The sequence below is a fragment of the Phenylobacterium sp. genome (genome assembly GCF_041920015.1).
Taxonomy (GTDB): Bacteria; Pseudomonadota; Alphaproteobacteria; order Caulobacterales; family Caulobacteraceae; genus Phenylobacterium.
Genome location: NZ_JAYRST010000022.1, coordinates 1 through 20,971, shown reverse-complemented (window position 1 = coordinate 20,971; position 20,971 = coordinate 1). Strand labels below are relative to the sequence as shown.

17 protein-coding genes, 1 tRNA gene and 1 other RNA gene are annotated in these 20,971 nt (G+C 68.9%); 7 read left to right on the top strand and 12 right to left on the bottom strand.

The features are described 5' to 3' along the window. Nucleotides 1-90: 90 nt before the first annotated feature. Complete coding sequence (locus tag ACE3TL_RS06825) at nt 91-882, top strand: phosphatase PAP2 family protein (protein ID WP_374577968.1); 792 nt, start codon at nt 91-93, stop codon at nt 880-882. A gap of 82 nt (nt 883-964) precedes the next feature. Here the strand turns inward: ACE3TL_RS06825 and ACE3TL_RS06820 are convergent, their stop codons facing one another. From ACE3TL_RS06820 to ACE3TL_RS06810, 3 genes are all read right to left on the bottom strand, one after another. Beyond that, a complete protein-coding gene (locus ACE3TL_RS06820) occupies nt 965-1,732 on the bottom strand; it encodes a molybdopterin-dependent oxidoreductase (protein ID WP_374577967.1) in 768 nt (255 codons plus the stop codon). After that, nucleotides 1,729-2,544, bottom strand: coding sequence for a cytochrome b/b6 domain-containing protein (locus ACE3TL_RS06815; protein WP_374577966.1), 816 nt, complete (start codon nt 2,542-2,544; stop codon nt 1,729-1,731). Before ACE3TL_RS06815 ends, ACE3TL_RS06820 begins: the two co-directional genes overlap by 4 nt. Nucleotides 2,545-2,630: 86 nt before the next feature. After that, nucleotides 2,631-2,837: an alkylphosphonate utilization protein gene (locus tag ACE3TL_RS06810; RefSeq protein ID WP_374577987.1), complete on the bottom strand. Its 207-nt coding sequence runs from the start codon at nt 2,835-2,837 to the stop codon at nt 2,631-2,633. 220 nt (nt 2,838-3,057) lie between these two features. On the opposite strand from ACE3TL_RS06810, the gene ACE3TL_RS06805 reads away from it, so the two are divergent. Beyond that, nucleotides 3,058-3,990, top strand: a complete 933-nt coding sequence (locus ACE3TL_RS06805) for a thioesterase family protein (RefSeq protein WP_374577965.1) — start codon at nt 3,058-3,060, stop codon at nt 3,988-3,990. A 60-nt stretch (nt 3,991-4,050) separates the two neighbouring features. Here ACE3TL_RS06805 and ACE3TL_RS06800 read toward each other — a convergent pair whose 3' ends face one another. After that, nucleotides 4,051-4,935, bottom strand: coding sequence for an alpha/beta fold hydrolase (locus tag ACE3TL_RS06800; RefSeq protein WP_374577964.1), 885 nt, complete (start codon nt 4,933-4,935; stop codon nt 4,051-4,053). Nucleotides 4,936-5,192: 257 nt separating this feature from the next. On the opposite strand from ACE3TL_RS06800, the gene ACE3TL_RS06795 reads away from it, so the two are divergent. Together ACE3TL_RS06795 and mnmD are read left to right on the top strand one after the other, a co-directional pair. Next, on the top strand, nt 5,193-5,486 hold the full coding sequence (locus ACE3TL_RS06795) for a hypothetical protein (protein ID WP_374534193.1): 294 nt from the start codon (nt 5,193-5,195) through the stop codon (nt 5,484-5,486). An 80-nt stretch (nt 5,487-5,566) separates the two neighbouring features. Continuing rightward, a complete protein-coding gene (mnmD, locus tag ACE3TL_RS06790; protein WP_374577963.1) occupies nt 5,567-7,357 on the top strand; it encodes a tRNA (5-methylaminomethyl-2-thiouridine)(34)-methyltransferase MnmD in 1,791 nt (596 codons plus the stop codon). Nucleotides 7,358-7,415: 58 nt separating this feature from the next. Here the strand turns inward: mnmD and ACE3TL_RS06785 are convergent, their stop codons facing one another. Both ACE3TL_RS06785 and ACE3TL_RS06780 read right to left on the bottom strand, forming a co-directional pair. Beyond that, a complete protein-coding gene (locus ACE3TL_RS06785) occupies nt 7,416-10,550 on the bottom strand; it encodes a TonB-dependent receptor domain-containing protein (RefSeq protein WP_374577962.1) in 3,135 nt (1,044 codons plus the stop codon). A 435-nt stretch (nt 10,551-10,985) separates the two neighbouring features. Beyond that, nucleotides 10,986-13,913 carry a TonB-dependent receptor domain-containing protein gene (locus tag ACE3TL_RS06780; protein WP_374577961.1) on the bottom strand — a complete coding sequence of 976 codons (2,928 nt, stop codon included), beginning with the start codon at nt 13,911-13,913 and terminating at the stop codon, nt 10,986-10,988. Nucleotides 13,914-14,392: 479 nt separating this feature from the next. Here ACE3TL_RS06780 and ACE3TL_RS06775 point away from each other — a divergent pair, with 479 nt between their 5' ends. Continuing rightward, complete coding sequence (locus tag ACE3TL_RS06775) at nt 14,393-15,700, top strand: pyridoxal phosphate-dependent aminotransferase (RefSeq protein ID WP_374577960.1); 1,308 nt, start codon at nt 14,393-14,395, stop codon at nt 15,698-15,700. A gap of 73 nt (nt 15,701-15,773) precedes the next feature. Here ACE3TL_RS06775 and ACE3TL_RS06770 read toward each other — a convergent pair. Both ACE3TL_RS06770 and cpdR read right to left on the bottom strand, forming a co-directional pair. Beyond that, nucleotides 15,774-15,848: transfer RNA gene (locus tag ACE3TL_RS06770), tRNA-Val, on the bottom strand. A gap of 91 nt (nt 15,849-15,939) precedes the next feature. Then, nucleotides 15,940-16,299, bottom strand: coding sequence for a cell cycle two-component system response regulator CpdR (gene cpdR, locus ACE3TL_RS06765; protein ID WP_374535040.1), 360 nt, complete (start codon nt 16,297-16,299; stop codon nt 15,940-15,942). Between the two features lie 124 nt (nt 16,300-16,423). Here cpdR and ACE3TL_RS06760 point away from each other — a divergent pair, with 124 nt between their 5' ends. Both ACE3TL_RS06760 and ACE3TL_RS06755 read left to right on the top strand, forming a co-directional pair. After that, on the top strand, nt 16,424-17,326 hold the full coding sequence (locus ACE3TL_RS06760; protein WP_374577986.1) for an N-formylglutamate amidohydrolase: 903 nt from the start codon (nt 16,424-16,426) through the stop codon (nt 17,324-17,326). After that, nucleotides 17,323-18,021 carry a DUF4336 domain-containing protein gene (locus ACE3TL_RS06755; protein WP_374577959.1) on the top strand — a complete coding sequence of 233 codons (699 nt, stop codon included), beginning with the start codon at nt 17,323-17,325 and terminating at the stop codon, nt 18,019-18,021. Before ACE3TL_RS06760 ends, ACE3TL_RS06755 begins: the two co-directional genes overlap by 4 nt. Before the next feature lie 9 nt (nt 18,022-18,030). Here ACE3TL_RS06755 and recR read toward each other — a convergent pair whose 3' ends face one another. The 4 genes from recR to ffs all read right to left on the bottom strand — a co-directional run bounded on the left by recR (nt 18,031) and on the right by ffs (nt 20,945). Next, nucleotides 18,031-18,633 (bottom strand): recombination mediator RecR, encoded by a 603-nt coding sequence (gene recR / locus ACE3TL_RS06750; protein WP_374577958.1) that lies wholly within the window; start codon nt 18,631-18,633, stop codon nt 18,031-18,033. 4 nt (nt 18,634-18,637) lie between these two features. Further along, the gene (locus ACE3TL_RS06745; protein WP_374577957.1) at nt 18,638-18,964 is read right to left on the bottom strand and encodes a YbaB/EbfC family nucleoid-associated protein; all 327 of its coding nucleotides are present in this window, start codon (nt 18,962-18,964) and stop codon (nt 18,638-18,640) included. Between the two features lie 49 nt (nt 18,965-19,013). Then, entirely contained in the window at nt 19,014-20,822 is a 1,809-nt protein-coding gene (locus tag ACE3TL_RS06740; protein WP_374577956.1) for a DNA polymerase III subunit gamma/tau, read from the bottom strand. 24 nt (nt 20,823-20,846) lie between these two features. After that, an RNA gene (ffs, locus tag ACE3TL_RS06735) (signal recognition particle sRNA small type) lies at nt 20,847-20,945 on the bottom strand. Nucleotides 20,946-20,971: the final 26 nt, after the last annotated feature.

Sequence of the window (20,971 nt, the reverse complement as noted above, 5' to 3'; positions counted from 1 at the left end):
CGGCGCCCTTCGGGGCGCCGTTCTTCGTTCCGGCTTGAACCGGCGTCCCAGCCGCGCATGATCGTCAGTTCCAGTGGGGGAGTCCTGTCGATGAATCGCGTCCTTATCACCCTTGGCCTGACCGGCGCGCTCGCCGTCGGCGGCGTCGCCCTGGCCGAGCAGGCCAAACCCGCCGCCGAAACCGGCTATCTTGGAGAGGCCGGCCCCGACACCTACAAGATCCTGCCCCCCGCCCCGGTCCCCGGCACGATCCGCTACCAGGCCGACCGCTCGGCTTTCCTGGCCACGCGCTCCCTGAAGGACACCCCGCGCTGGAAGCTGGCGACCGCCGACGCCGACGAGGCGGCCATCGCCAAGGACATGAGCTGCGCGCTCGGCATGGAGATCACCCCGGCCGCCGCGCCCAAGCTGACCAAGGTGCTGATGACCCTGCGCTACGACGTGCGCCGGGCGGTGAACCATCCCAAGGACATCTACAAGCGCCAGCGCCCCTACCTGATCGACGACGGCGACATCTGCGTGGCCAAGACCGACGGCCTGGCCAAAAGCCCCGACTATCCCTCCGGCCACACCACCTGGGGCTGGACCGTCGGCCTGATCCTGGCCGAACTGGCGCCCGACCGCGCCACCGAGATTCTCACCCGCGCCCGCTCGTTCGGCGAAAGCCGGCTGGTCTGCGGTGTGCACAATATGAGCGCGGTGGAAGCGGGTCGCACCAACGGCTCCATCGTCGTGGCCGGCCTGCACGGCTCGCCCCAGTTCCGCGCCGACATGGACGCCGCCCGCAAGGAGATGGCTGTCCTGCGCAAGAACGCCAAGGCCCCCGACCCCGCCGCCTGCGCCGCCGAAGCCGACCTGATCGCCAAGTCGCCGTACAACTGAGGATGAAGGCGGGACGTTCCCCCTGCGGAGCGCATACGGGCGTTTTCGCCCCACCTCCTGAGGAGGAGCGAGCGCCCGCCCCTCAGATGCCCGCGTACCACTCGTAGCCGCGGTCTTCCCAGAAGCCGCCCTGGCCGCCGCCGATCCCGGCTAGGTCGGCGACCGCCTCGATCCGCATCAGATACTTGGCGTGCTTGTAGCCGAGCTGGCGCTCCACCCGCAGGCGCAGCGGCGCCCCGTGCTTCACGGCCAGGGGCGCATCGTTCATGTCGTAGGCCAGGATGGTCTGCGGGTGATAGGCGTCGATCAGGTCGATGCTCTCGTAATAGCGCCCCAGCGCCGGAGAAACATTCGGGTCCAGCATGTCGGCGCAGTGGAAGACGATGTAGCGCGCCTGCGGCTTCAAGCCGGCCTTGTCGAGCAGGGGCCCCAGCCGCGCCCCGCTCCATTTGCCGATCGCCGACCAGCCCTCGACGCAGTCGTGCCGGGTGATCTGGGTCCGGGCGGGCAGGCTGCGCAGTTGGGCCAGCGTCAGCGCCATCGGCCGCTCGACCAGGCCGTCGATCGTCAGCCGCCAGTCGGCGAACCCGCCCTCGGCCAGGGCGCGATATTCGGGATCGCCAGGCGAGATCGAGCCATTGGCGCGAAAATCCTTCGAAATCTCCGCCTCCGCGAACTCCTGGGCCAGGGCCTTGCGGTCCACCACCAGCCGCTGGGCCCGGCGGGTCAGCCCCTCGGCGCGGGCCAGGGTCTGCTGCACCCCGGCGTTGGTCGTCAGCCGATCGCAGGCGGCCAGCATCGCGCCCAGGGCCGCAGCAGCCGCGCCCGTCAGCCAGCGGCGGCGGTTCATGAGCGATCTCCCGGCGTGACGGCGAAGCGGCCGGTGATCATCGCGCGCAGGCTGTTGACCGGCCCCGCCACGGCGACCATCGCCAGATGGACGAGGACGAACAGCACGATCAGGCCCGCCGACAGGAAATGCGCCGTCCGCGCCGATTGCCGGCCGCCGAACAGCTCCGGCAGCCAGGGCAGGCCCGCATTGACGCCCGGCGACATCGAAAGCCCGGTCAGCACCATCAGCGGCAGCAGCCCGGCGATCACCGCCAGATAGGCCAGCTTCTGCAGCGTGTTGTAGCTCAAGGCCGCTTCGCCATGGGCGAAGCGCAGCCGCGCGTGATCGACGACCTCGGCCGCCAGGCGCCGCGGCGAGAGTTCGCCGCGCCTGGGCAGCAGGTCGCGGCGCAGGTGTCCGCCGACCAGCGCCGCGCTCCAGTAGACCAGGCCGTTCAGTACGAAGAGCCAGGCGAAGAAGAAGTGCCATCGCCGCCCGTCGGCGAGGCTGCGATAGCTCGGCAAGGTCGCCCAGGCTGGAAAGCCGCGCGCCTGGTTGTCCGAAAAGCCCAGGACCCCGGTGGTCTCGAACGTCCAGGGGCCGATCCTAGTCAGCCCGACCGCCGTCTCCCCGCGTTCGGCGGCGAACATCGCGATCCAAGGCCGGTCGAAGGTCGAGGCGTCGCCCCAATAGAGCGCCGGATGGGCGTTGAAGATCTGCAGCCCGCTCAGCAGCAGCACCAGCAGCACCGCCACGTTCGTCCAATGGGTGAGGCGCACGACGAAACTGTGTCGAGCCACGAACACGCGGGCGGACGGAGCAGGCGACATCGGGCTTCCTTCGGTCGCGTGCAAGCTTGCCATGAGGCTGTTACGGCCGCCACCCGCGCGCGGATGCATCCTCGCGCCGTTCCGTCCTACGCCTTGCGCACGAATTCCGCGCGCAGCACCAGTCCCTTGATCGTCTCGTGGCGGCAGTCGATCTCCTGCGGGTCGCCGGTCAGGCGGATGGAGCGGATCACCGTGCCGCGCTTCAGGGTCTGGCCCGCGCCCTTGACCTTCAGGTCCTTGATCAGCGTCACGCTGTCGCCGTCGGCCAGCAGGTTCCCGGCCGCGTCCCGCACCTCGACGGCCGAGGCCGCGGTCGCGCGTTCCGCCGCTTCGGCCGCGCTGATCCATTCGCCGCTCGCCTCGTCATAGACGAACTCGTCCTGCCCGCTCATCGCGCCCTCCGTTTCCTGAAGCGGCCGCCTTAGCGCCTCGCGGCCCGCCGCGCCAGCGGCGCCTATGGCGCTCCCCCCGGCCTGTCCCTATGGTCCGCCCGGTCCAGAGGGGGGAAATCGCGTGTCCGATCGAGGCGTGGAGGTGTGGAGCGGCGGCGTCAACACCTGGGAATGCGACGAGATGGGCCACATGAACGTCCGCTTCTGGGTCGCCAAGGCCCAGGAGGCGTTGGCGGGCCTGGCCGCCGCGCTCGGCATGCCCCGCGCCTTCGCCGAGAACGGCGAGGCGACCCTGGTTCTGCGCGAGCAGCACATCCGCTTCCTGCGTGAGGCTCACGCAGGCGGCGCGCTGCACGCCACCGGCGGCGTGGTCGAGCTGGGCGAGAGCGACGCGCGCCTGCTGCTGGTCCTGCGCCATCCCGACGAGACGCCGGCCGCGACATTCCAGTTGAAGGTCGAGCACGCCACTCGGGGCGACATGCGCCCCTTCCCCTGGCCCGAACGCATCCGCGCGCGCGCCGCGGCCTTGCGCGTCGAGGTTCCGGCCTATGCGGCCGCCCGCAGCCTGGACCTCTCGCCGGTGGCGCCCAGCGCCAGCCTCCCGCGCGCCCTGGACCTGGGCCTCAAGCGTATCGGCCTGGGGGTCGTCGGCCCGGCCGAATGCGACGTGTTCGGACGGATGCGGCCCGAGGTATTCATCGGCCGGGTGTCGGACGGAGCCGGCCGGCTGTTCGGCCAGGTGCGTCCCGGGCCGGACCTGGCGCCCGGCGAGCCGGCGCCGCGGATCGGCGGCGCGGTGCTGGAATACCGCGTGCTGCATCTCGACTGGCCCCGGGCCGGCGACGGCGTGGAGCTGCGCTCCGGCTTCATCGGCTGCGATGCGCGCACCCGCCGCGTCGCCCACTGGATGCTCGATCCCCACAGCGGCCGCCCCTGGGCCAGCGCCGAAGCGGTCGCGGTCTCCTTCGACCTCGACCGGCGCAAGGTCATCGACATCTCCGAAGCGGCGCTGGAGGACTACCGCGCGCTCTGCATCCCCGGCCTGGCGCTCTAGACTCTTTGAATTTGGAGCATTTTCTACGCCGAACCGGTATCCACTTCGGCGGAAAATGCTCTAACCAGCCGCTGCGCTCAGTTCGGCCCTCACCAGGTCCGGCCGCTCCATCGGCAGGAAGTGGCTGGTCCCGGCGATGGTCTCCATCCGGATGCGGCCGGCCGCGACCAAGGCGTCCAGCCGCGGGTCCTCGCGACAGGTCGAACCTTCGGCGGCGCGCAGGATGCGGATCGGAACCTGCGCCCGTTCGAAAGCGCCCCAGGTGTCATGGCCCTGGCTGGAGAAGTTGGACGCCTCCCACTCCGGCGCGCAGCTCAGCTCGACCTCGCCGTCCGCCCGGTCGCGAAAGCCGTCGGCCACGTAATCGGCCAGCATCTCGGCGGTCCAGGTCTTGAAGGCGCCCCGGCCGGTATAGGCGGCGATCGCGCTGTCGCGGTCGGGGAACACCGCGCGGCGCCGCAGCGCGCCCTGGACCAGCGGCGACTGGCTCAACTGCGCCGGCTCGATCCGCACCGCCGAAGGCATCACCACCGGGTCGAACAGCACCACGCTGCGCACGCGCTCAAGCGCCTGCGCCTGCGCCTGGGCCAGGGTGGAGGCCGTGCCGCCCATCGAGTGGCCCGACAGCACCACGTCGCGCAGGTCCAGCGTCTCCATCAGCGCCAGCAGGTCGTCCCGCAACCCGTCCCAGGACGTGCGCCCCTCGACCTGCGCCGGCAGGGTCGAACGCCCGTGCCCCCGCTGGTCCACCGCCAGAATCCGCAGGCCCTCGCCCAATGGCGCGAGGATCGATCGATAGGTGCGCGCATTGAAGCCGTTGGCATGGACGAACACCACGTCGACCGGCCGCCCGGCGTCTCCAAAGTCGAGCGCGGCCATGGCGCCGCCTCGCGCCGGCAGGTCGATCAGACGGGCTCGCGGCGCCTGCGCCAGCATCGAATCCATTTACAAACCTCCGTAGACGCGTCCCAGCGGCGCCCATCCTCTCGAAAACCACATTCACCCAGCGTCCGCCAAGGCTCACGAACGCCTTGGATTTCCTGGCAATCCGCCGCAGGGCGCGAAAAGTGATCACGAGGGCGTGAATTAAAGCCTTGCCCTCGGCGCGAAGCCGGGCATATTCCACTCCAGCGCAAGCGAGGCGCCTGCAAGGGCTACCTCGTTCGGCGCTTCCAAACTCCGTTTCCAGGGGACCCAGGGACATGACCACCGAAATCCTTCGCAAGCTGCTCGTCGCCGGCGCCGCCGTCGCCGCTCTGTCCGTCGCCGCCTGCGGCAAGCCGGCTGAAAAGGCCGCCGACACCGCCGAAGCCACCGCCGAAACCGCGACCGACGCCGCCGCGACCGCGACCGACGCTGCGGCCACCGCCGCTGACGCCGCCGCCGACGCGACCCAAGCCGCCGGCGACGCCGCCGCTGCCGCCGCTGCTGCTCCGGCCGACGCCGCTGCCGCTGCTCCGGCCGCTGACGCCGCCGCTGCTCCGGCCGCGAAGTAAGTCTTACGAACGCATTCGCGTTCTAAGCGGAGGGCCGCCCTTTGGGGCGGCCCTTTTCGTTTGCGCGCTATAAGGGCCGCATGACCGCCGACTCTCCCCTCGACTGGACCGAAGACGGCCAGCCGCGCTCGTCGCTCTACGGAGACGTCTATTTCTCGGCCGAGGACGGTCTGGCCGAGACCCGCGCGGTCTTTCTCGAAGGTTGCGGCCTGCCCCAGGCCTGGGCCGGACGGTCGCGCTTCACGGTCGGCGAGCTGGGTTTCGGCACCGGCCTCAACATCCTGGCCCTGCTCGACCTCTGGCGCCGCAGGGCCGATCCGGCCGCGCACCTGCATATCTTCAGCATCGAGGCCCACCCGATCACCGTCGAGGAGGCCGCCCGCGCGCTGGGCCGCTGGCCCGAGCTTGCCGATCTCGCCAGCCTGCTGGTCGCGGCCTGGCCGCCGGCCGCTCGCGGCTTCCACCGGCTCGAGTTCCCCGGCCTCCGCGCCAGCCTGGATCTGGCGGTGATGGACGTCGAAGCCGCCCTGACCCGTTGGCCCGGCCGCGCGGACGCCTGGTTCCTCGACGGCTTCTCGCCTGCCCTCAACCCGGCCATGTGGCGCGAGGAGGTCCTGGCCCTGGTCGCCGCCCGCTCCGCCCCCGGCGCCGTCGCGGCGACCTTCACCGTCGCCGGAGCCGTACGACGCGGCCTCGCCGCCGCCGGCTTCGCCCCGGAGAAGAAGCCCGGCTTCGGCCGCAAGCGCGAGCGGCTGGAAGCGCGCCTGCCCGGTCCGCGCGCAGCATCGCCGCCTACGCCCCGCATCGCCGTGATTGGCGCCGGCGTCGCCGGGGCCGGCGTCGCCCGCGCCCTGGCGAGCCTCGGCTGCGCGCCTGTGGTGGTCGATGCCCAAGGCCGTGGCGGCGGCGCTTCGGGCAATCCCGCCGCCCTGGTCACGCCGCGCCTGGACGCCGGCCTCGGCCCGGTCGCCGATCTCTTCGCCCAGGCGCTGCGGCGCGCAGGCGCGCTCTATCGCGACATTCCGGGCGCCGTGCTGGGCGAAGGCGTGCTGCAACTGGCCGGGTCCCCGCGCGATGAGGATCGGTTCGGCAAGATCGCCGCCAGCGATCTGTTCGCGGCGGACGCGCTTGTCCCGCTGGCCTCGGCTGAGGCCAGCCGCCGGCTTGGCGAAGCCGTCCCTGCCGCCCTCGACATGCGCGCCGCCCTCACCGTCGCCCCGGCCGCCATCCTCGCGCAATGGGCGCCGCAGGTGCTTTGCGCTGACGTCGCCCGACTGCAACCGGGCGCCGAGGGCGGCTGGGTCCTGCTGGACGCCGCAGGCGGCAGGATCCTGGAAGCCGAGGCGCTAATCCTGACGATAGGCGCCGATATCGGCCGCCTTCTGGAAGGCCTGCCGATCAACCCCGTCCGCGGTCAGGCGAGCTGGACGAGCGGCAGCGAGACTGCCTCCGCCGCGGCCTGGGGCGGCTATGTCGCCCCGACCGGCGCCGGGGTGCTGTTCGGCGCCACCCACGACCGCGGCGACACCGGCCTGGACCTGCGCGACCATGATCACCAGCGCAACCGCCAGGCCCTGGCCGCCGCCTTGCCGCAGTTGGCGGCCCGGCTGGCCGACGCGCCCTTGCAAGGCCGCGCGTCGATCCGTGCGACCACGCCCGACCATCTGCCGCTCGCCGGTCCTGCGCCCGGAGCGCAGGGCCTCTACCTGCTTTCGGGGTTGGGATCGCGGGGCTTTTGTCTGGCGCCCCTGCTCGGCGAGCATGTCGTCGCCCTCGCGGTGGGCGCGCCCTCGCCCCTGCCGTCCGACCTCGCCGACCTGGTGGCGCCGGACCGGTTCCAGCGGCGCGCCGCGCGCAAAGGCGGGCGCTGAAACGAAAAGCGCCGCCCCCCGAGGGGAGCGGCGCCGGCTTTCGCAAAGACCGAAGTCTTTAGAAGCGCTTCTTCACAGCGACAGCATAGACGCGGCCGAGCGGGGTGCCGCTGCCCGGGTCGTAGTTGTACTGCGTACCGATCGCGAACGGCGGCTCTTCGTCGAAGATGTTCTGCACGGTCGCGGTCATCGTGGTGTCCCACGGCAGTTCGATCCGGTAGGTCAGGTCGTGCTGCCAGTATTCCGGAACCTTGGTCGTGGTCTTGGTGGCGAGGGCCAGACCGATCGAGTTGCTTTCGATCTGGTTGACGCTGCTCACGTAGCGGACCTGCCAGCGCAGGTTATGCGGCCCGCTCGACCAGTTGGCCCAGACGTTCGCCCGCAGACGGTTGTAGCCGGTGAAGATCGAGGCCCGGTAGGTGCCGGCGCGTTCGACCATGGAGGTCGCCGAAACCGGAACGCCTTCGATCGCGTAGGTCTCCTCGTCGTACTTCAGGAGGTAGCTGCCGTCGAAGCCGGTGGTGAAGGCCCCGCCGAACACGTCGCCCACATCCAGGCTGGCCTGGAAGTCGACGCCTGCGGTCTTCACCTCGCCGCCGTTGATGTACTGCGTGCGATAGGATTGGACGTTGGCGCGGCCGCAGCCGGCGTCGGTGAAGGTGAAGCGCGAGCGGAGCGCCACCAGGCTCGGGTCGGTGCTGGTGCAGACGTTGTTGATGGTGAACGCCGCCGCCAGCATGTCAGGCGCAGATTCCAGAACCAGTTGGTCCTGGAAGTCGAAGTTCCAGTAGTCGACCGTCGCCTTGAAGCGGCCGAAGTTGACCATCGCGCCGACGCTGTAGGTGAACGCGGTCTCGGCCTTCAGGTTGGGGTTGCCGTACTGGTCGTTGGCGCGCCAGGTGCCGTTGGCGTTGGTCAGGCCGCGGACGAAGTTGTTGTCCAGGATGGTCGCGGCCGGGGCGCGGTAGGTGGTGCCCACCGAACCGCGCAGGGCCAGCCAGTCCAGAGCCTGCCAGCGCAGCGAAGCCTTCGGATTGAAGGTCTCGTCCTGGCCGATGTACTTTTCGTAGCGAGCCGCCAGGGTCAGCTCCAGGTCGTCGGTGATCGGCAGCAGGGTTTCGCCGAACACCGAGGCGATCTCAGCCGAAACGTCGTACTGGGGCAGGTTCGCGTTGAAGAGGAACGGACCGGTCGGGACCTTGCAGTAGGGCGCCCCGTCGCCGAACGGCACGGAGTCGATGCAAGGCGTAGCGAAGACGTCGTGGAGTTGTTCCGGGTTCTGACGAACCTGATCGCGACGATACTGCGCGCCGGCCGCCCACTTGATGGCGCCGCCGCCCAGCTCGAACGGCAGATCGCCGCTCAAGATGAGGTCGGCGACGAACAGGCGGGTCGAGATCTTGTTGACCAGCTTCTCGTCCATCCACGAGACGACTTCGTTTCGCGCCGCGGCGGTGTCGTTGTAGCCAGGGATGGTGCTGTTGGCGATGTAGTACGGGTTGGGTCCGACCTTCGAGACGCTCTGGTCATAGGCGTTGGTGAAGGGGTTGAAGTAGTAGCAGCCGATGGCCGTGTTGCCGGCGCCGGTGGTGAAGTTGTTGGTTTCAGCCGCCGTGCACTGGTCGCTGGCGCCATCGCGGCTGGCGAAGCCGGCCAGGCCCATCTGCAGGCGATTGACCGACAGGTCTTCCTGGATCCGGGTGTAATCCTGCTGCTGGTAGGTCAGGGCCGCATCCCACTTGATGCCGCCCCACATTTCGCCCTTGAAGCCACCGGCGACGCGGAAGGTGTCGACCTTGTAGCTGTAGTGGGCGTGCTTGTCCTCGGTATAGGGGTTGCCGCCGAAGCCGATCGGACGCCACGCGGTCTGGCTGGTGACCACGCCGTTGGTGGCCGCGGTCCCGATGTTGGCCAGCACCTGGTTCAGCGCGGTCTGGCAGCTCGCCGCATCGACGCCATAGGGCAGGACCGAACCGTTACAGTTGGCGCTCTGGATCTGGCTGATCAGGGCCTGCAGGCCGGGGTTGGTGGCCGGGATGTAGAAGCGGCCCTGGTCGGAGGTCCCGACCGCCGGCATCGGCGAGGTGCCGCCGACTGACAGCGGAGTCGGGAACTGGTTCGGGCCGGTGACCGCCCAGCTCTGCTCGGGCGTGTCGTGCATGGCGTAGAGCACTTCGATATTGGCCGACAGGGTGTCGGTGATGTCGAAGTTGAACTTGCCGTAGGCCTGGAAGTGGTCTTCGTCCTCAACCAGGTTGTCGAACGAGGTGTACTGGAACTGGCAGGAATTGGCGTCCGGGCTGAACGTCCGCAGGCCGATCACCACCGAGATGTTGTAGGGCGCGCCGCCGTTGGCCGCGCAGCCGACATCCGGGAGGCCGCCGCCGACCGTCGCGGCCGTAAAGCCGGGGACGCCGGGCGTGGTGGTGTAGGACGAGACCACGTTGTACTGGCCAGGGTTGCCGGTGCTGGCCCAGCCGCCCAGCGGGTTCTCGAGGAAACCGCTCACGCCGGCGCGCAGCGCCCAGTCGCGATCCTTGATCGACAGCTTGGAGCGGTGGCGATAGCCGACCGCGATCAACGCATCGGCGTTGTCCCACTGCTTGCCCCAGGCGATGCTGGTGTCGTAGTCGCCGTCGGAACCGTCGATGAACTGATACTGGCCGCTGACCTCGAACCCGTCGAGGTTGGTGCGGGTGATGAAGTTCACGACGCCGCCGATGGCGTCGGAGCCGTAGGTGGCGGCCGCGCCGTCCTTCAGCACTTCGACCCGGCCGATGGCCGCCGTCGGCAATAGGTTGATGTCGACGGCGTTCAGGCTCTGCGGCGAGACCGGCAGGCGCCGGCCGTTGAAGAGCACCAGGGTCCGCGAACCGGTCGACGGCGAGTTCAGGTTGCGCAGGTTGATGGTCGCCGCGCCGGAGCCGCCCCCGAAGCGGTTGTTTTCACCGATCACCGCCCCGGACGAAGGAATGGTCTTGATGAACTGGACCATGGTGGGGGAGCCACGGGCTTCCAGTTCCTTCTGGCTGATCACGTCGACGGGCAGGGCCGCGTCTTCCGGAGTGCCGGCGATGAATGAGCCGGTGACCACCACCTCCTCAACCGTCGCATCCTGGGCGGCGGCGGCGCCGCCGAACGCCAGGGCGACGGCCAGAATCGACCCGCCGCAGAAATATCTGCTCTTCAACATAGATGTTTCCTTTCCCCCTCGAACCCGTGCTCCGATTGAAATGCAGCACTTGTCTATGTTCGAGTATGCCGATCTTCCCCGGCTATGAGCGGAATGGCCAGCGCAATCTGGCTCGAATTACGGCGTTCGCCGAAACCACCGAAATTCCCGCCGGCCCCGCGCCCCGACATACCGAACTTTGAAAATTCTAGGGTTTAGGCTCCATTCTGCGGCAAAACATTGTTTCCTGATGGAAAACTAAGGCGAAATCGCCTTATTGAACGGCGTTCGGATCAGCCGACATATTCGAATATGCGGTTTTGAGGCTCAAATCCGCGCCAATCTTCGTCACGGCAATGTGTGGCGCCTTCGCATCGCCTGCAAAAAAAGGCGCCGCAGGGGAAGCCTGCGACGCCGCAACGGAGGCGAAGGCCGGCGAACCGGCCATCCGCAGAACTAGAATTTCTTCTTCACGGACACCTTGTACGTGCGCCCAAGCGCGCTGCCGGTGAAGGGATCGTAGTTCAGGTCGAGTCGGGCGAAGGACGGTTCGGCGTCGAACACGTTGTCGATCGACAGGTTCACCGTCACGTCCCACGGCGCCAGCCAGCGATAGTCGATCTCGTGCACCCAGGTCTCGTCGATCTTCGCCCCATTTGGCTGGATCGCGCCGTTCACGGCGTTGGGCGCGAAGATCGACGCCCGCTGGTCGATGTAGGAGCCGATATAGTTCACCGTCCAGCGCAGGTTGTGCGCGCCGTGGGTGTATTCGGCGAACACCGAGCCCTTGAGCTGCGGCAGCGAGGTCGCGGTGAGTTGGTAGTTCAGGTAGCCGGCCGCATCGAAAGCCTTTTCGACCGTCACCCCGCCGATCGAGAACGGATCGACCTTGTACTCGATCGTATAGGTCGCCGAACCGCCGATGCGCAGGTCGCCGCCCATCACATCGCCGAAGTCGTAGTCGGCCAGCACGTCGACGCCCGAGGTCTTCACCGCCGGGCCGTTGGACCAGAAGGTGCGGACCCGCGCGATGGTGGCGATGCTGCATGCGCCCTGGAACACGAAGCGCGACTGCAGGCCCGCGAACGCCGCCTGATCGCAATTGCTCGAGGCGCCGCCCGGGAACATGGTGTTGACCATGGACGCCGAGGGCTCGGCCACGATCGGATTTTCGAAGTCGAAGCGCCAGTAATCGACGCTGCCCTTGAAGGCGCCGAGGTTGAAGATGGCGCCGGCGCTGTAGGTCTTGGCCTTTTCCGGCTCCAGGCTGGGATTGCCGTAGATGTCGATCGCCCGGAACGCGCCGCCGATGAAGGACAGGGCCGTGACGCTCGACGTCGTGAGCTGGGTGAGCGGCGGGCCGCGGAAGGTCGAACCGGCCGAGGCCCGGAAGGCGAGCCAGTCGGTGGCCTGCCAGCGGACCGAGGCCTTCGGATTGACCGTCGACCCGGTTTCACCGCCGTAGTCCTCGAAGCGCGCGGCCAGTTGCACCTGCAGGTCGTCGGTGATCGGCAGCGCCATTTCGGCGAACACGGCGTAGACGTCGCCTTCCAGGTCGGCGTTCTCACCAGTGCCCAGGAACATCAGCGGCCCGTTGCGCACCGCGCACGAGGTCGAACCGGTGACGATCGTGTCGATGCAGGGGTTGGCGTCGATGTTGCTGAGATCGTTGTAGTTGGAAGAGAAGAAGCTGCGGCGGAATTGCGCGCCGGCCGCCCATCCGACTGCGCCGCCGCCGAGTTCCCACGGCAACTCGCCATTGAACACCAGGTCGGTGACGAACAGTTTCGAACTCTGTTTGGTCGCCACCTCCTGGAAGAACCAGCGCACCAGTTCCGGATCGTTGGCGAGCGCGGAGTTGTAGGCCGGATTGGTCTGGCCGGTGACGGTGTTGTTGGCGATCGCGTTGCTGAACGGGTTGAACCAGTAGCAGCCGAGCGCGGCGTTACCGGCGCCGGTGGTGTAGTTGTTGGTCTCGGCCGCGGTGCAGCCGCCGGCCGTTCCGTCGTTCAGCGAGCCATAGCCGCGCAGGGCGAGCTGGAAGCGCGAGACGACCGTGTCGTAACCCGTCCGCACCCCGGTTTCCTGGCCGTAGGTCAGGGTGAGGTCATAGCCGATGTCGTTGGCGAATTTGCCCTTGACGCCGCCGCTGACGCGGAAGGCGTCATAGTGGCGACGGCCTTCCGAGGAGCCGTAGTCGAACGCCGGATTGCCACCCACCGAGAACGGGCGATAGCGCAGGCCCGGAATATGCGCCCCGGTGGCGAAGGCCGGAACCTGGTCCGGATTGGCGTTGCGATAGGCGATGAAACCTGGATTGGCCGCCGGGACGAAATAGCCGGCCAGCACCGAGGCCGGCAGTTGGCCCACCGTCGGATTGGTCGCCACGGTCGGCGTCTGCAAGGCCAGGTACGACGGCGAGGTCTTCCATTCGGGGACGTCGGTCTCGGCATAGAAGGCCGAGACATAAAGCTCGGCGTTGTCCCCCAGCCTGGCGTTGGCCTCGCCGTAGAGCTGGAAGCGATCCTCGATCTCTACGAGGTTGTCATAGGGAATGTAGGCGAACTGGCAGACCGGCAGCGCGCCGGGCGTCGCCACCCCGCCAAGCGGAGTGCAGCCGCGGTCGAGCTGGAAGCCGGCGGCCGGAATGAAGGCGCCCGCGCCGTTGTTAGTCACCGGCAGGAACGGCGCGATGGCGTTGCCCGCCGACCAGCCGCCTTCCGGATTGTCGAAGAAGGACCGCGTGGCCCAGTCGCGCTCGGTAGTGCTCAATTCGGAGCGGTGCTGATAGGCGGCGCTGAACAGGATGTTCCCGTTCTCGAACGTATGGCCCCAAAGCACGCTGCCGGTGTAGTCGCCGTCGGAGCCGTCGATGAAGCGGTAGCTGGCGCTCATTTCCAGCCCGTCGAAATTCTTGCGGGTGATGAAGTTCACCACGCCGGCGATGGCGTCCGAGCCATAGGTCGCCGCCGCGCCGTCCTTCAGCACCTCGACCCGCCCGATGGCGGCCGCGGGAATGACGTTGGTGTCGACGACGCCCGTCGCGAACGGGTTGATGGCCATCCGGTGGCCGTTCATCAGCACCAGGGTCCGCTGCGCGCCCAGGCCCCGCAGGTTCACCGAGCCCGAACCTTCCGAGCCCTGGGCCCTGAGGTCGAACTGGTTGGTGTCGCCGAGCACGCCGCTGGACACCGGCAAGGCCTTCAGCAGCTCGACCGTCGAGGGCGAACCCTGTTTCTCCAGATCCTCGGAGTTGATCACATCGACAGGCAGCGCCGCATCCTCCGGCGTGCCGGCGATGAACGACCCGGTGACCACCACCTCTTCGACGGTGCTGGACTCCTGGGCAAAGGCCTGACCGGACAGGGCCAGAGCGACGGCCATGACGAGCCGCCGCAGAAATACCTGCTCTTCAACATCATTTTCCTCCCCCCTCGACGGACGCCGAATTCGATCTGACGCGATGGTCGCCCGTGGGTAGGAGGAAGAGAGGCCCGTTTGCGGAAGATGCGCCAGCGCAATTTTGCAGCTCCGCAACAAAGAATCCGAACTGCGTTCAGTACGCAACACTTGTGCGCGGAAAGGCGTGCTTTTACAGCCAAACGGCAAGATCGTGCCCGCCCGAGACGTCGGGCGGCGACCGCGGGATTTCCGAGTCGACGTTCTTCATATCCTCTGGCCGGATGCGCTCAGAGCGTTCGATCCCTCGCTGAGTTGGTGATGTTCGATCCGCGGTCGCCGGGCGGGTGTCTTGATGGGCCCCGCGACGCCTTGGTCCGTCCGCGGACGACGCTCAGCTTGCCTTCATCGTCCTGATCTAGGATCAGAGCCACCCGACCCACGATCGATCGAACGGAACCGCCTTGCGCACGGCCATCGTCCACCCCGGAGCCGACAACCTCCGCTACGAAATCCGTCAGATCGTGGAGGTCGCCAAGGCCATCCAGGCCACGGGCCAGCCCATCCGCTGGGAAAACATCGGCGATCCGGTCGCCAAGGGCGAACAGCCGCCGGCCTGGATCAAGGAGATCGTCGGGGCGGCGGCCCAGGAAGACCTGAGCTTCGCCTATTCCCCGACCAGGGGGCTGGACGAGACCCGCGCCTATATCGCCGCCGAACGGAACCTGGAGGGCGGCATCCAGATCACCGCCGACGACATCCTGTTCTTCAATGGCCTGGGCGACGCCATCTCCACGATCTACGGCGCCCTGCATCCGACAGCGCGGGTGATCGGACCGAACCCGGCCTATCCGACTCATTCCTCGGCCGAGGCCGCTCACGCCGGCTTGCCGCACATCACCTACCGCCTGGACCCGCAGTCCGGCTGGAAGCCGGACTTGGCGGACCTGGAATCCAAGGTGGCGGCCAATCCGCAGATCGCCGGCATCCTCATCATCAATCCCGACAATCCCACCGGCTTCGTCTATCCGCAGGACACCCTGGCGGCGATGGTCGATATCGCCCGCCGCTACGGCCTCTTCCTGATCTCCGACGAGATCTATTCGAATCTCGCCTATCCCGGCTCGGCAATGCGCAAGCTCGCCTCGGTGATCGGCCAGACGCCGGCCATCGCCATGCGCGGCATTTCCAAAGAGTTCCCCTGGCCGGGCGCGCGATGCGGCTGGATCGAAGTCTACAACCGCGACCAGGACGCCGATTTCGACCGCTTCGCCCGATCGCTGCTGGAAACCAAGATGCTGGAGGTCTGCGCCACCACCCTGCCCCAGCGGGTGCTGCCGCGGGTAATGAGCGACGGGCGCTACTATCCGTATCTGGATCAACGCGTGAACGCCTACGACCGCCGCGCCCGGCATGCGGCCGAGGTGCTGTCGGCGATCCCCGACGTCATCATCCATCCCGCGCGCGGCGCCTTCTATATGACCGCCGTCTTCAAGGACGGGGCGCTGAACCTGGAACAGTCGCTGGAGGCGCCGGAAAGCGCCGCGGCGATCATCGCCCCGCATCTCGGCGCGGCGCTGGACCAGCGGTTCGTGCTGCATCTGCTGGCCAGCACGGGCATCTGCGTGGTGCCGCTCTCCACCGGCTTCAACTCCGACCTCCTCGGCTTCCGCTTCACCCTCCTGGAGGCTGACGAGGACAGGTTCGAAGCCCTGATCGCCGACCTCGCCGCCGGCTTGCGCGCCTATCTGGCCAGTTCCAGGCCGTCGTAGCCGCGAAGGCGCCTGACGACGCCAGGCGCCGGTCCCGCCAGAAGCTTGAGCTTTTCCAGGTTTTTGGAAGGAATGGTGGACGCGACAGGGATTGAACCTGTGACCCCTACGATGTCAACGTAGTGCTCTCCCGCTGAGCTACGCGTCCGAACCAGTCGGGCTCCCTTTCGGGAGCGGGAGGCGGCGGTATAGCGGCGGGGAGAGGCTTAGGCCATCGCCCCCCGGCGCATTTTTCGCCCTCAGGCGGCGGCCATCATCCGCTCCACCTCGGAGACGATTTCCCGCAGGTGGATGGGCTTGGACAGCACCTTGGCGCCGGGCGGGGCGCTCTCGCCCGCAGCCAGGGCCACGGCGGCGAATCCGGTGATGAACATGATGCGCAGGCCCGGATGCCGGGCGGCCGCCAGGCGCGCGACCTCGATCCCGTCCATGCCGGGCATGACGATATCGGTCAGCAGCAGGTCCCAGTCCTGGTCCAGTACGGCGGCGGCCTCGTCGCCGTCGGCGCACGACGTCACCTCGTAGCCGGCGCGCTCCAGCGCGCGCGACAGGAAGCCGCGAAGCGAATCGTCGTCTTCGGCGAGGAGAATCCGGGGCATGGGCGCTCCACAAGGGCGTAAACCTAAGCCTCCAGTCTAGGCGCGCAGATGTAAATCCACGATGAACCGCAAGGCGGCCGCAGCGGGTTTGACCGCGAACGAGACGCATCGTCATATGGCCGGGATGAACGCCCTGGAGCCCATCGCCGCCGGCCGCCCCACGCCGCTCCCCGCGCCGTTCGAGGTGCGCCGCGCCCGCCGCGAGGAGGAGCCTGCGCCCACGCCGCTGGTGTTCGCCTCCCCCCATTCGGGGCGGCTCTATCCGGACGACATGATGGCCGCCGCGGCGCTGGACGCCCACGCCATCCGCCGCTCGGAAGACGCCTTCGTCGACGAACTGATCGAGAGCGCCAGCCGCCATGGCGCGGCGGTGATCAGCGCCAATTTCGCCCGCGCCTATATCGACGTGAACCGCGAGGCCTTCGAGCTGGACCAGGCGATGTTCGCCGACGAGCTGCCCGACTTCGCCCGCGCCCGCACCGCCCGGGTCGCCGCCGGGCTGGGGGCCATCGCCCGGGTGGTCTCCGAGGGCCAGGAGATCTATGCGCGCAAGCTGACCTTCGCCGAGGCGCGGCGGCGGATCGAGCAGGTCCACGCTCCCTATCACGCCGCCCTCGCCCGCCTGCTGGGCGAGGCGCACGCCGCCCACGGCTATGCGATCCTGATCGACTGGCATTCGATGCCGGCGGCGGCGGCCCGGATCGGCGGGCGCGACGGGGCCTGCGACATGGTGCTGGGCGACCGCTTCGGCGCCTCCTGCGCGGCCATGGTGACCCAGGCGGTGGAGCGCGAGTTGCAGGCCTTCGGCTATCGGGTGGCGCGCAACGCCCCCTATGCCGGGGGCTACACCACCGAACACTACGGCCGGCCCAACCGGCGCACCCACGCCCTGCAGATCGAGATCAACCGCGCGCTCTATCTCAACGAGATGAGCCTCCAGCCCACCGCCGGCTTCGCCGCCTTGAAGGCCAATCTGGAAGCGCTGATCGCCACCCTTGCGCGGGCGGACTGGTCCGGCCTGCGGTGAGCGCAGGCCCTCTGCAACCCTTCGGGCCGGGCCTGTGGCTGGCCGGCGGAACCGAGGTTGCGGTGGCGGGCTTTGCCTATCCGACCCGGATGGCGGTGGTCCGGCTGGCCGGCGGCGGCCTCTGGATCTGGTCGCCGGTGGCGCTGAGCGAGGCGCTTCGGCGGGAGATCGACGCCCTGGGCGAAGTGCGCTGGCTGGTTGCGCCCAACAGCCTGCATCACCTGTTCCTCGCCGAATGGCGTGCGGCCTATCCGAAGGCGAAGCTCTATGGCGCGCCGGGCCTGGCGCAACGGGCCGGCGCCGTCCCCGACGCCGAGCTGGCCGATGCGCCGCCGCCGGCCTGGGCGGGCGACCTCGACCAGGTCCTGGTGCACGGAAATCGCATCACCACCGAGGCGGTCTTCTTCCACCGGCCGAGCGGCGTGGTGCTGTTCACCGACCTGATCCAGCAGTTCCCGCGCGGCTGGTTTCGCGGCTGGCGCGCCCTGGTCGCGCGGCTGGACCTGATGACCGAGGCCGAGCCGGCTGTGCCACGGAAATTCCGCATGGCCTTCACCGACAGGCGCGCGGCGCGCGCGGCCCTGGCCCGCATCCTCGATTGGCCGGCGGAGAAGGTGATCATGGCGCATGGCGTCCCGGTGGAGCGTGACGGCCGCGCCTTCATCGCCCGCGCGTTCGGCTGGCTGACCCGCTGACGACAGTCGTCAGGCCGGCCGGCGCGCGCGCATGGCCTGGTTGATGGTGCCGTCGTCCAACCAGTCGAGCTCGCCGCCCACCGGCACGCCGCGCGCCAGCATGGTCACCGACACGCCCGCTCCCTCCAGCCGTTCGGCCAGGTAGTGCGCCGTGGTCTGGCCGTCGACCGTCGCCGGCAGGGCGAGGATCACCTCGCGCACGCCAGGATCGCTCGCCCGCCCGACCAGCGGACCGATGCGCAGCGCCTCCGGCCCCACCCCGTCCAGGGCCGAGAGCAGGCCGCCCAGCACATGGTAACGGCCGCGGAAGGCGCCGGCCCGCTCCATGGCCCAGAGCGCGCCGACCTCCTCGACCACGCAGATCAGCGAGGCGTCGCGCTGGGCGTCGGCGCAGATGGCGCAGGGGTCCTGGGTGTCCAGCGAGCCGCAGACGCCGCAGGTCTTTACCCGCTCGGCCGCCGCCGAAAGCGCGTCCGACAGCGGCAGCAACAGTTGGTCGCGCCGCTTCAGCAGCGCCAGGGCCGCACGCCGCGCCGACCGCGGGCCGAGCCCCGGCAGCTTGGAAAGTAGGGAGATCAGCCGCTCGATCTCGGGTCCGGCGGAAGCGGCCAAGGGCTCAGAACTTCGGCATTCCGGGCAGGCCCATGCCGGCCAGGGGGCCGGCGGCCTGGCGCATCAGTTCGGCCTGCTGGGCGTCGAGCTTGCGCTTGGCGTCGGCGTGGGCGGCGACGACCAGGTCGGAAATCACCTCGCCCTCGCCAGGCGCGAGCAGGCTCTCGTCCAGGTCGACCGAGGCCAGTTCGCCAGTCCCGCGCAGGGTCACCTTGACCATGCCGCCGCCGGACGTGCCCTCGACCACGATCTCGGCGATCTTCGCCTGGGCGTCGGCCAGCTTCTGCTGCATGGCCTGGGCCTGCTTCATGATGGAACCGAGGTCTTTCATGGCGTCTCTCTCGAAATAGGCGCATCTGCCGACGGTGCGGCCGGCGCGGTCACTCGTCGTCTTCGTCTTCCGGCGCTTCGGCGTCCGGCGCGGCGTCGGGCAGCGGAATGTTGCGGATGCTGAGGATTTCGGCGCCCGGGAAGGCCTGCATGACCGAAACCACGAAGGGGTCGGTCTCGATCTCGGCGCGGACCTCCAGCGCTTCGCGCTTCTGCCGCTCCCAGGCGCTCTCGGCCCCGCCGCCGCCTCGGGCGGCGATCAGCCAGGGCTGGCCGGTCCATTCCTTCAGCCGCGCGACCAGGCGCTGGGCCAGGTTGTTCGGCGCGCCGGGGACGGGCTCGTACTCGATGGCCCCCTGACGGAAGCTGATCGGGCGCACATAGCGCTCGACGTCGAGCTGCAGGACGATGTCGCGCTTGAGCTTGATGAGGTTGAGAACGTCAGCGAACGAGTTGAGCGTCGGGATCGCTTCGACCTGGGTTTGCGCTTCCGGCGCGGCCATGACCCGCGCCTGGGCGCTGACCCCTCCACCGGCCATGCTGGCGGCGACGCCGCCGCCTCCACCGCCTCCGCCGCTGGGTGGAACGCCGGGCAGGCCCTCGCCGGACTGCAGGCGCTTCAGCGCCTCTTCCGGGCCGGGCAGGTCGGCGGCGTAGGCCAGGCGGATCAGGGCCATATCGCAGGCCGCCGCCGCGTCGGGGGCGCGACGCACCTCGTCATGGGCCTTCAACAGCATCTGCCAGACGCGTGAGAGGTTGCCGGCCGAGACCGAGGCGCCGACCGCAGCCAGGCGCGCGGCCTGTTCCTTGGGCAGGGTCAGGGCCTGGGGCCCGATGGCCTTGGCGACCGAGGCGCCGTGGACGTGGTCCATCAAGTCCAGCACCACCTGCCCCGGTTCGGCCCCGAAGCTGTAGAGGCCGCGGAAGGTCTCGACCGCCGGCCCCGCCTGGCCGCGCATCACCTGTTCGAACAGGGTGATGGTCTGGGCGCGGTCGGCCAGGCCCAGCATGTCGCGGATCGAGGCGGCGGTGACCGTCTGGCCAGACTCGGCCTGGACGATGGCCTGGTCCAGCATCGACTGGGCGTCGCGCATCGACCCCTCGGCCGCACGCGCGATCAGCAGCAGGCCCTCGGCCTCGACCATCGCCCCTTCATTGGTCGCGATCATCTCGAGGTTCTTGACCACCACGTCCGGTTCGACCCGGCGCAGGTCGAAGCGCTGGCAACGGCTGAGGATGGTCACCGGCACCTTGCGGATCTCGGTGGTGGCGAAGATGAACTTGGCGTGGGGCGGCGGCTCTTCGAGGGTCTTCAGGAGCGCGTTGAACGCCCCCGTCGAGAGCATGTGCACCTCGTCGATGATGTAGACCTTGTAGCGGGCCTCGACCGGCGCGTAGCGGACCCCGTCCAGCAGCTCGCGCATGTCGTTGACGCCGGTGCGGCTGGCGGCGTCCAGCTCCAGCACGTCCATGTGCCGGCCCTCGATGATGGCGCGGCAATGGCGGCCCTCGACCTTGAGGTCCAGGCTCGGCTCGTGGACCTGATCGGTCTCGTAGTTCAAGGCGCGGGCCAGCAGGCGGGCGGTGGTGGTCTTGCCCACCCCGCGCACCCCGGTCAGCATGAAGGCGTGGGCGATCCGGCCGCTGGCGAAGGCGTTGCGCAACGTACGCACCATCGCCTCCTGTCCATAGAGGTCCTCGAAGGTGCGCGGCCGGTACTTGCGCGCGATGACGGTGTAGGCGGCGGACTCTTCAACGAGGGGCGAGACGGGCGCAGGCGGCGGCGCAGCGGGCGCGCCGAACATGTCGCTCGTATTGGGATCGCGCTCCGGCGTCTCGGGTTCTTCGTCTTCGGCCATTGGCGCCCGAGAGGAAAAGGGAGTGGGTGGAGACCGAACGACGACCCGGAGCGAAACTCGTTACGGCTGCTTCCTTCCGGACCTGACCGGGTTGGCGAGGCGTCCGCCCGTCGCCGATCTCCGCCCCCTATATCGCGACCTTGGCGCTC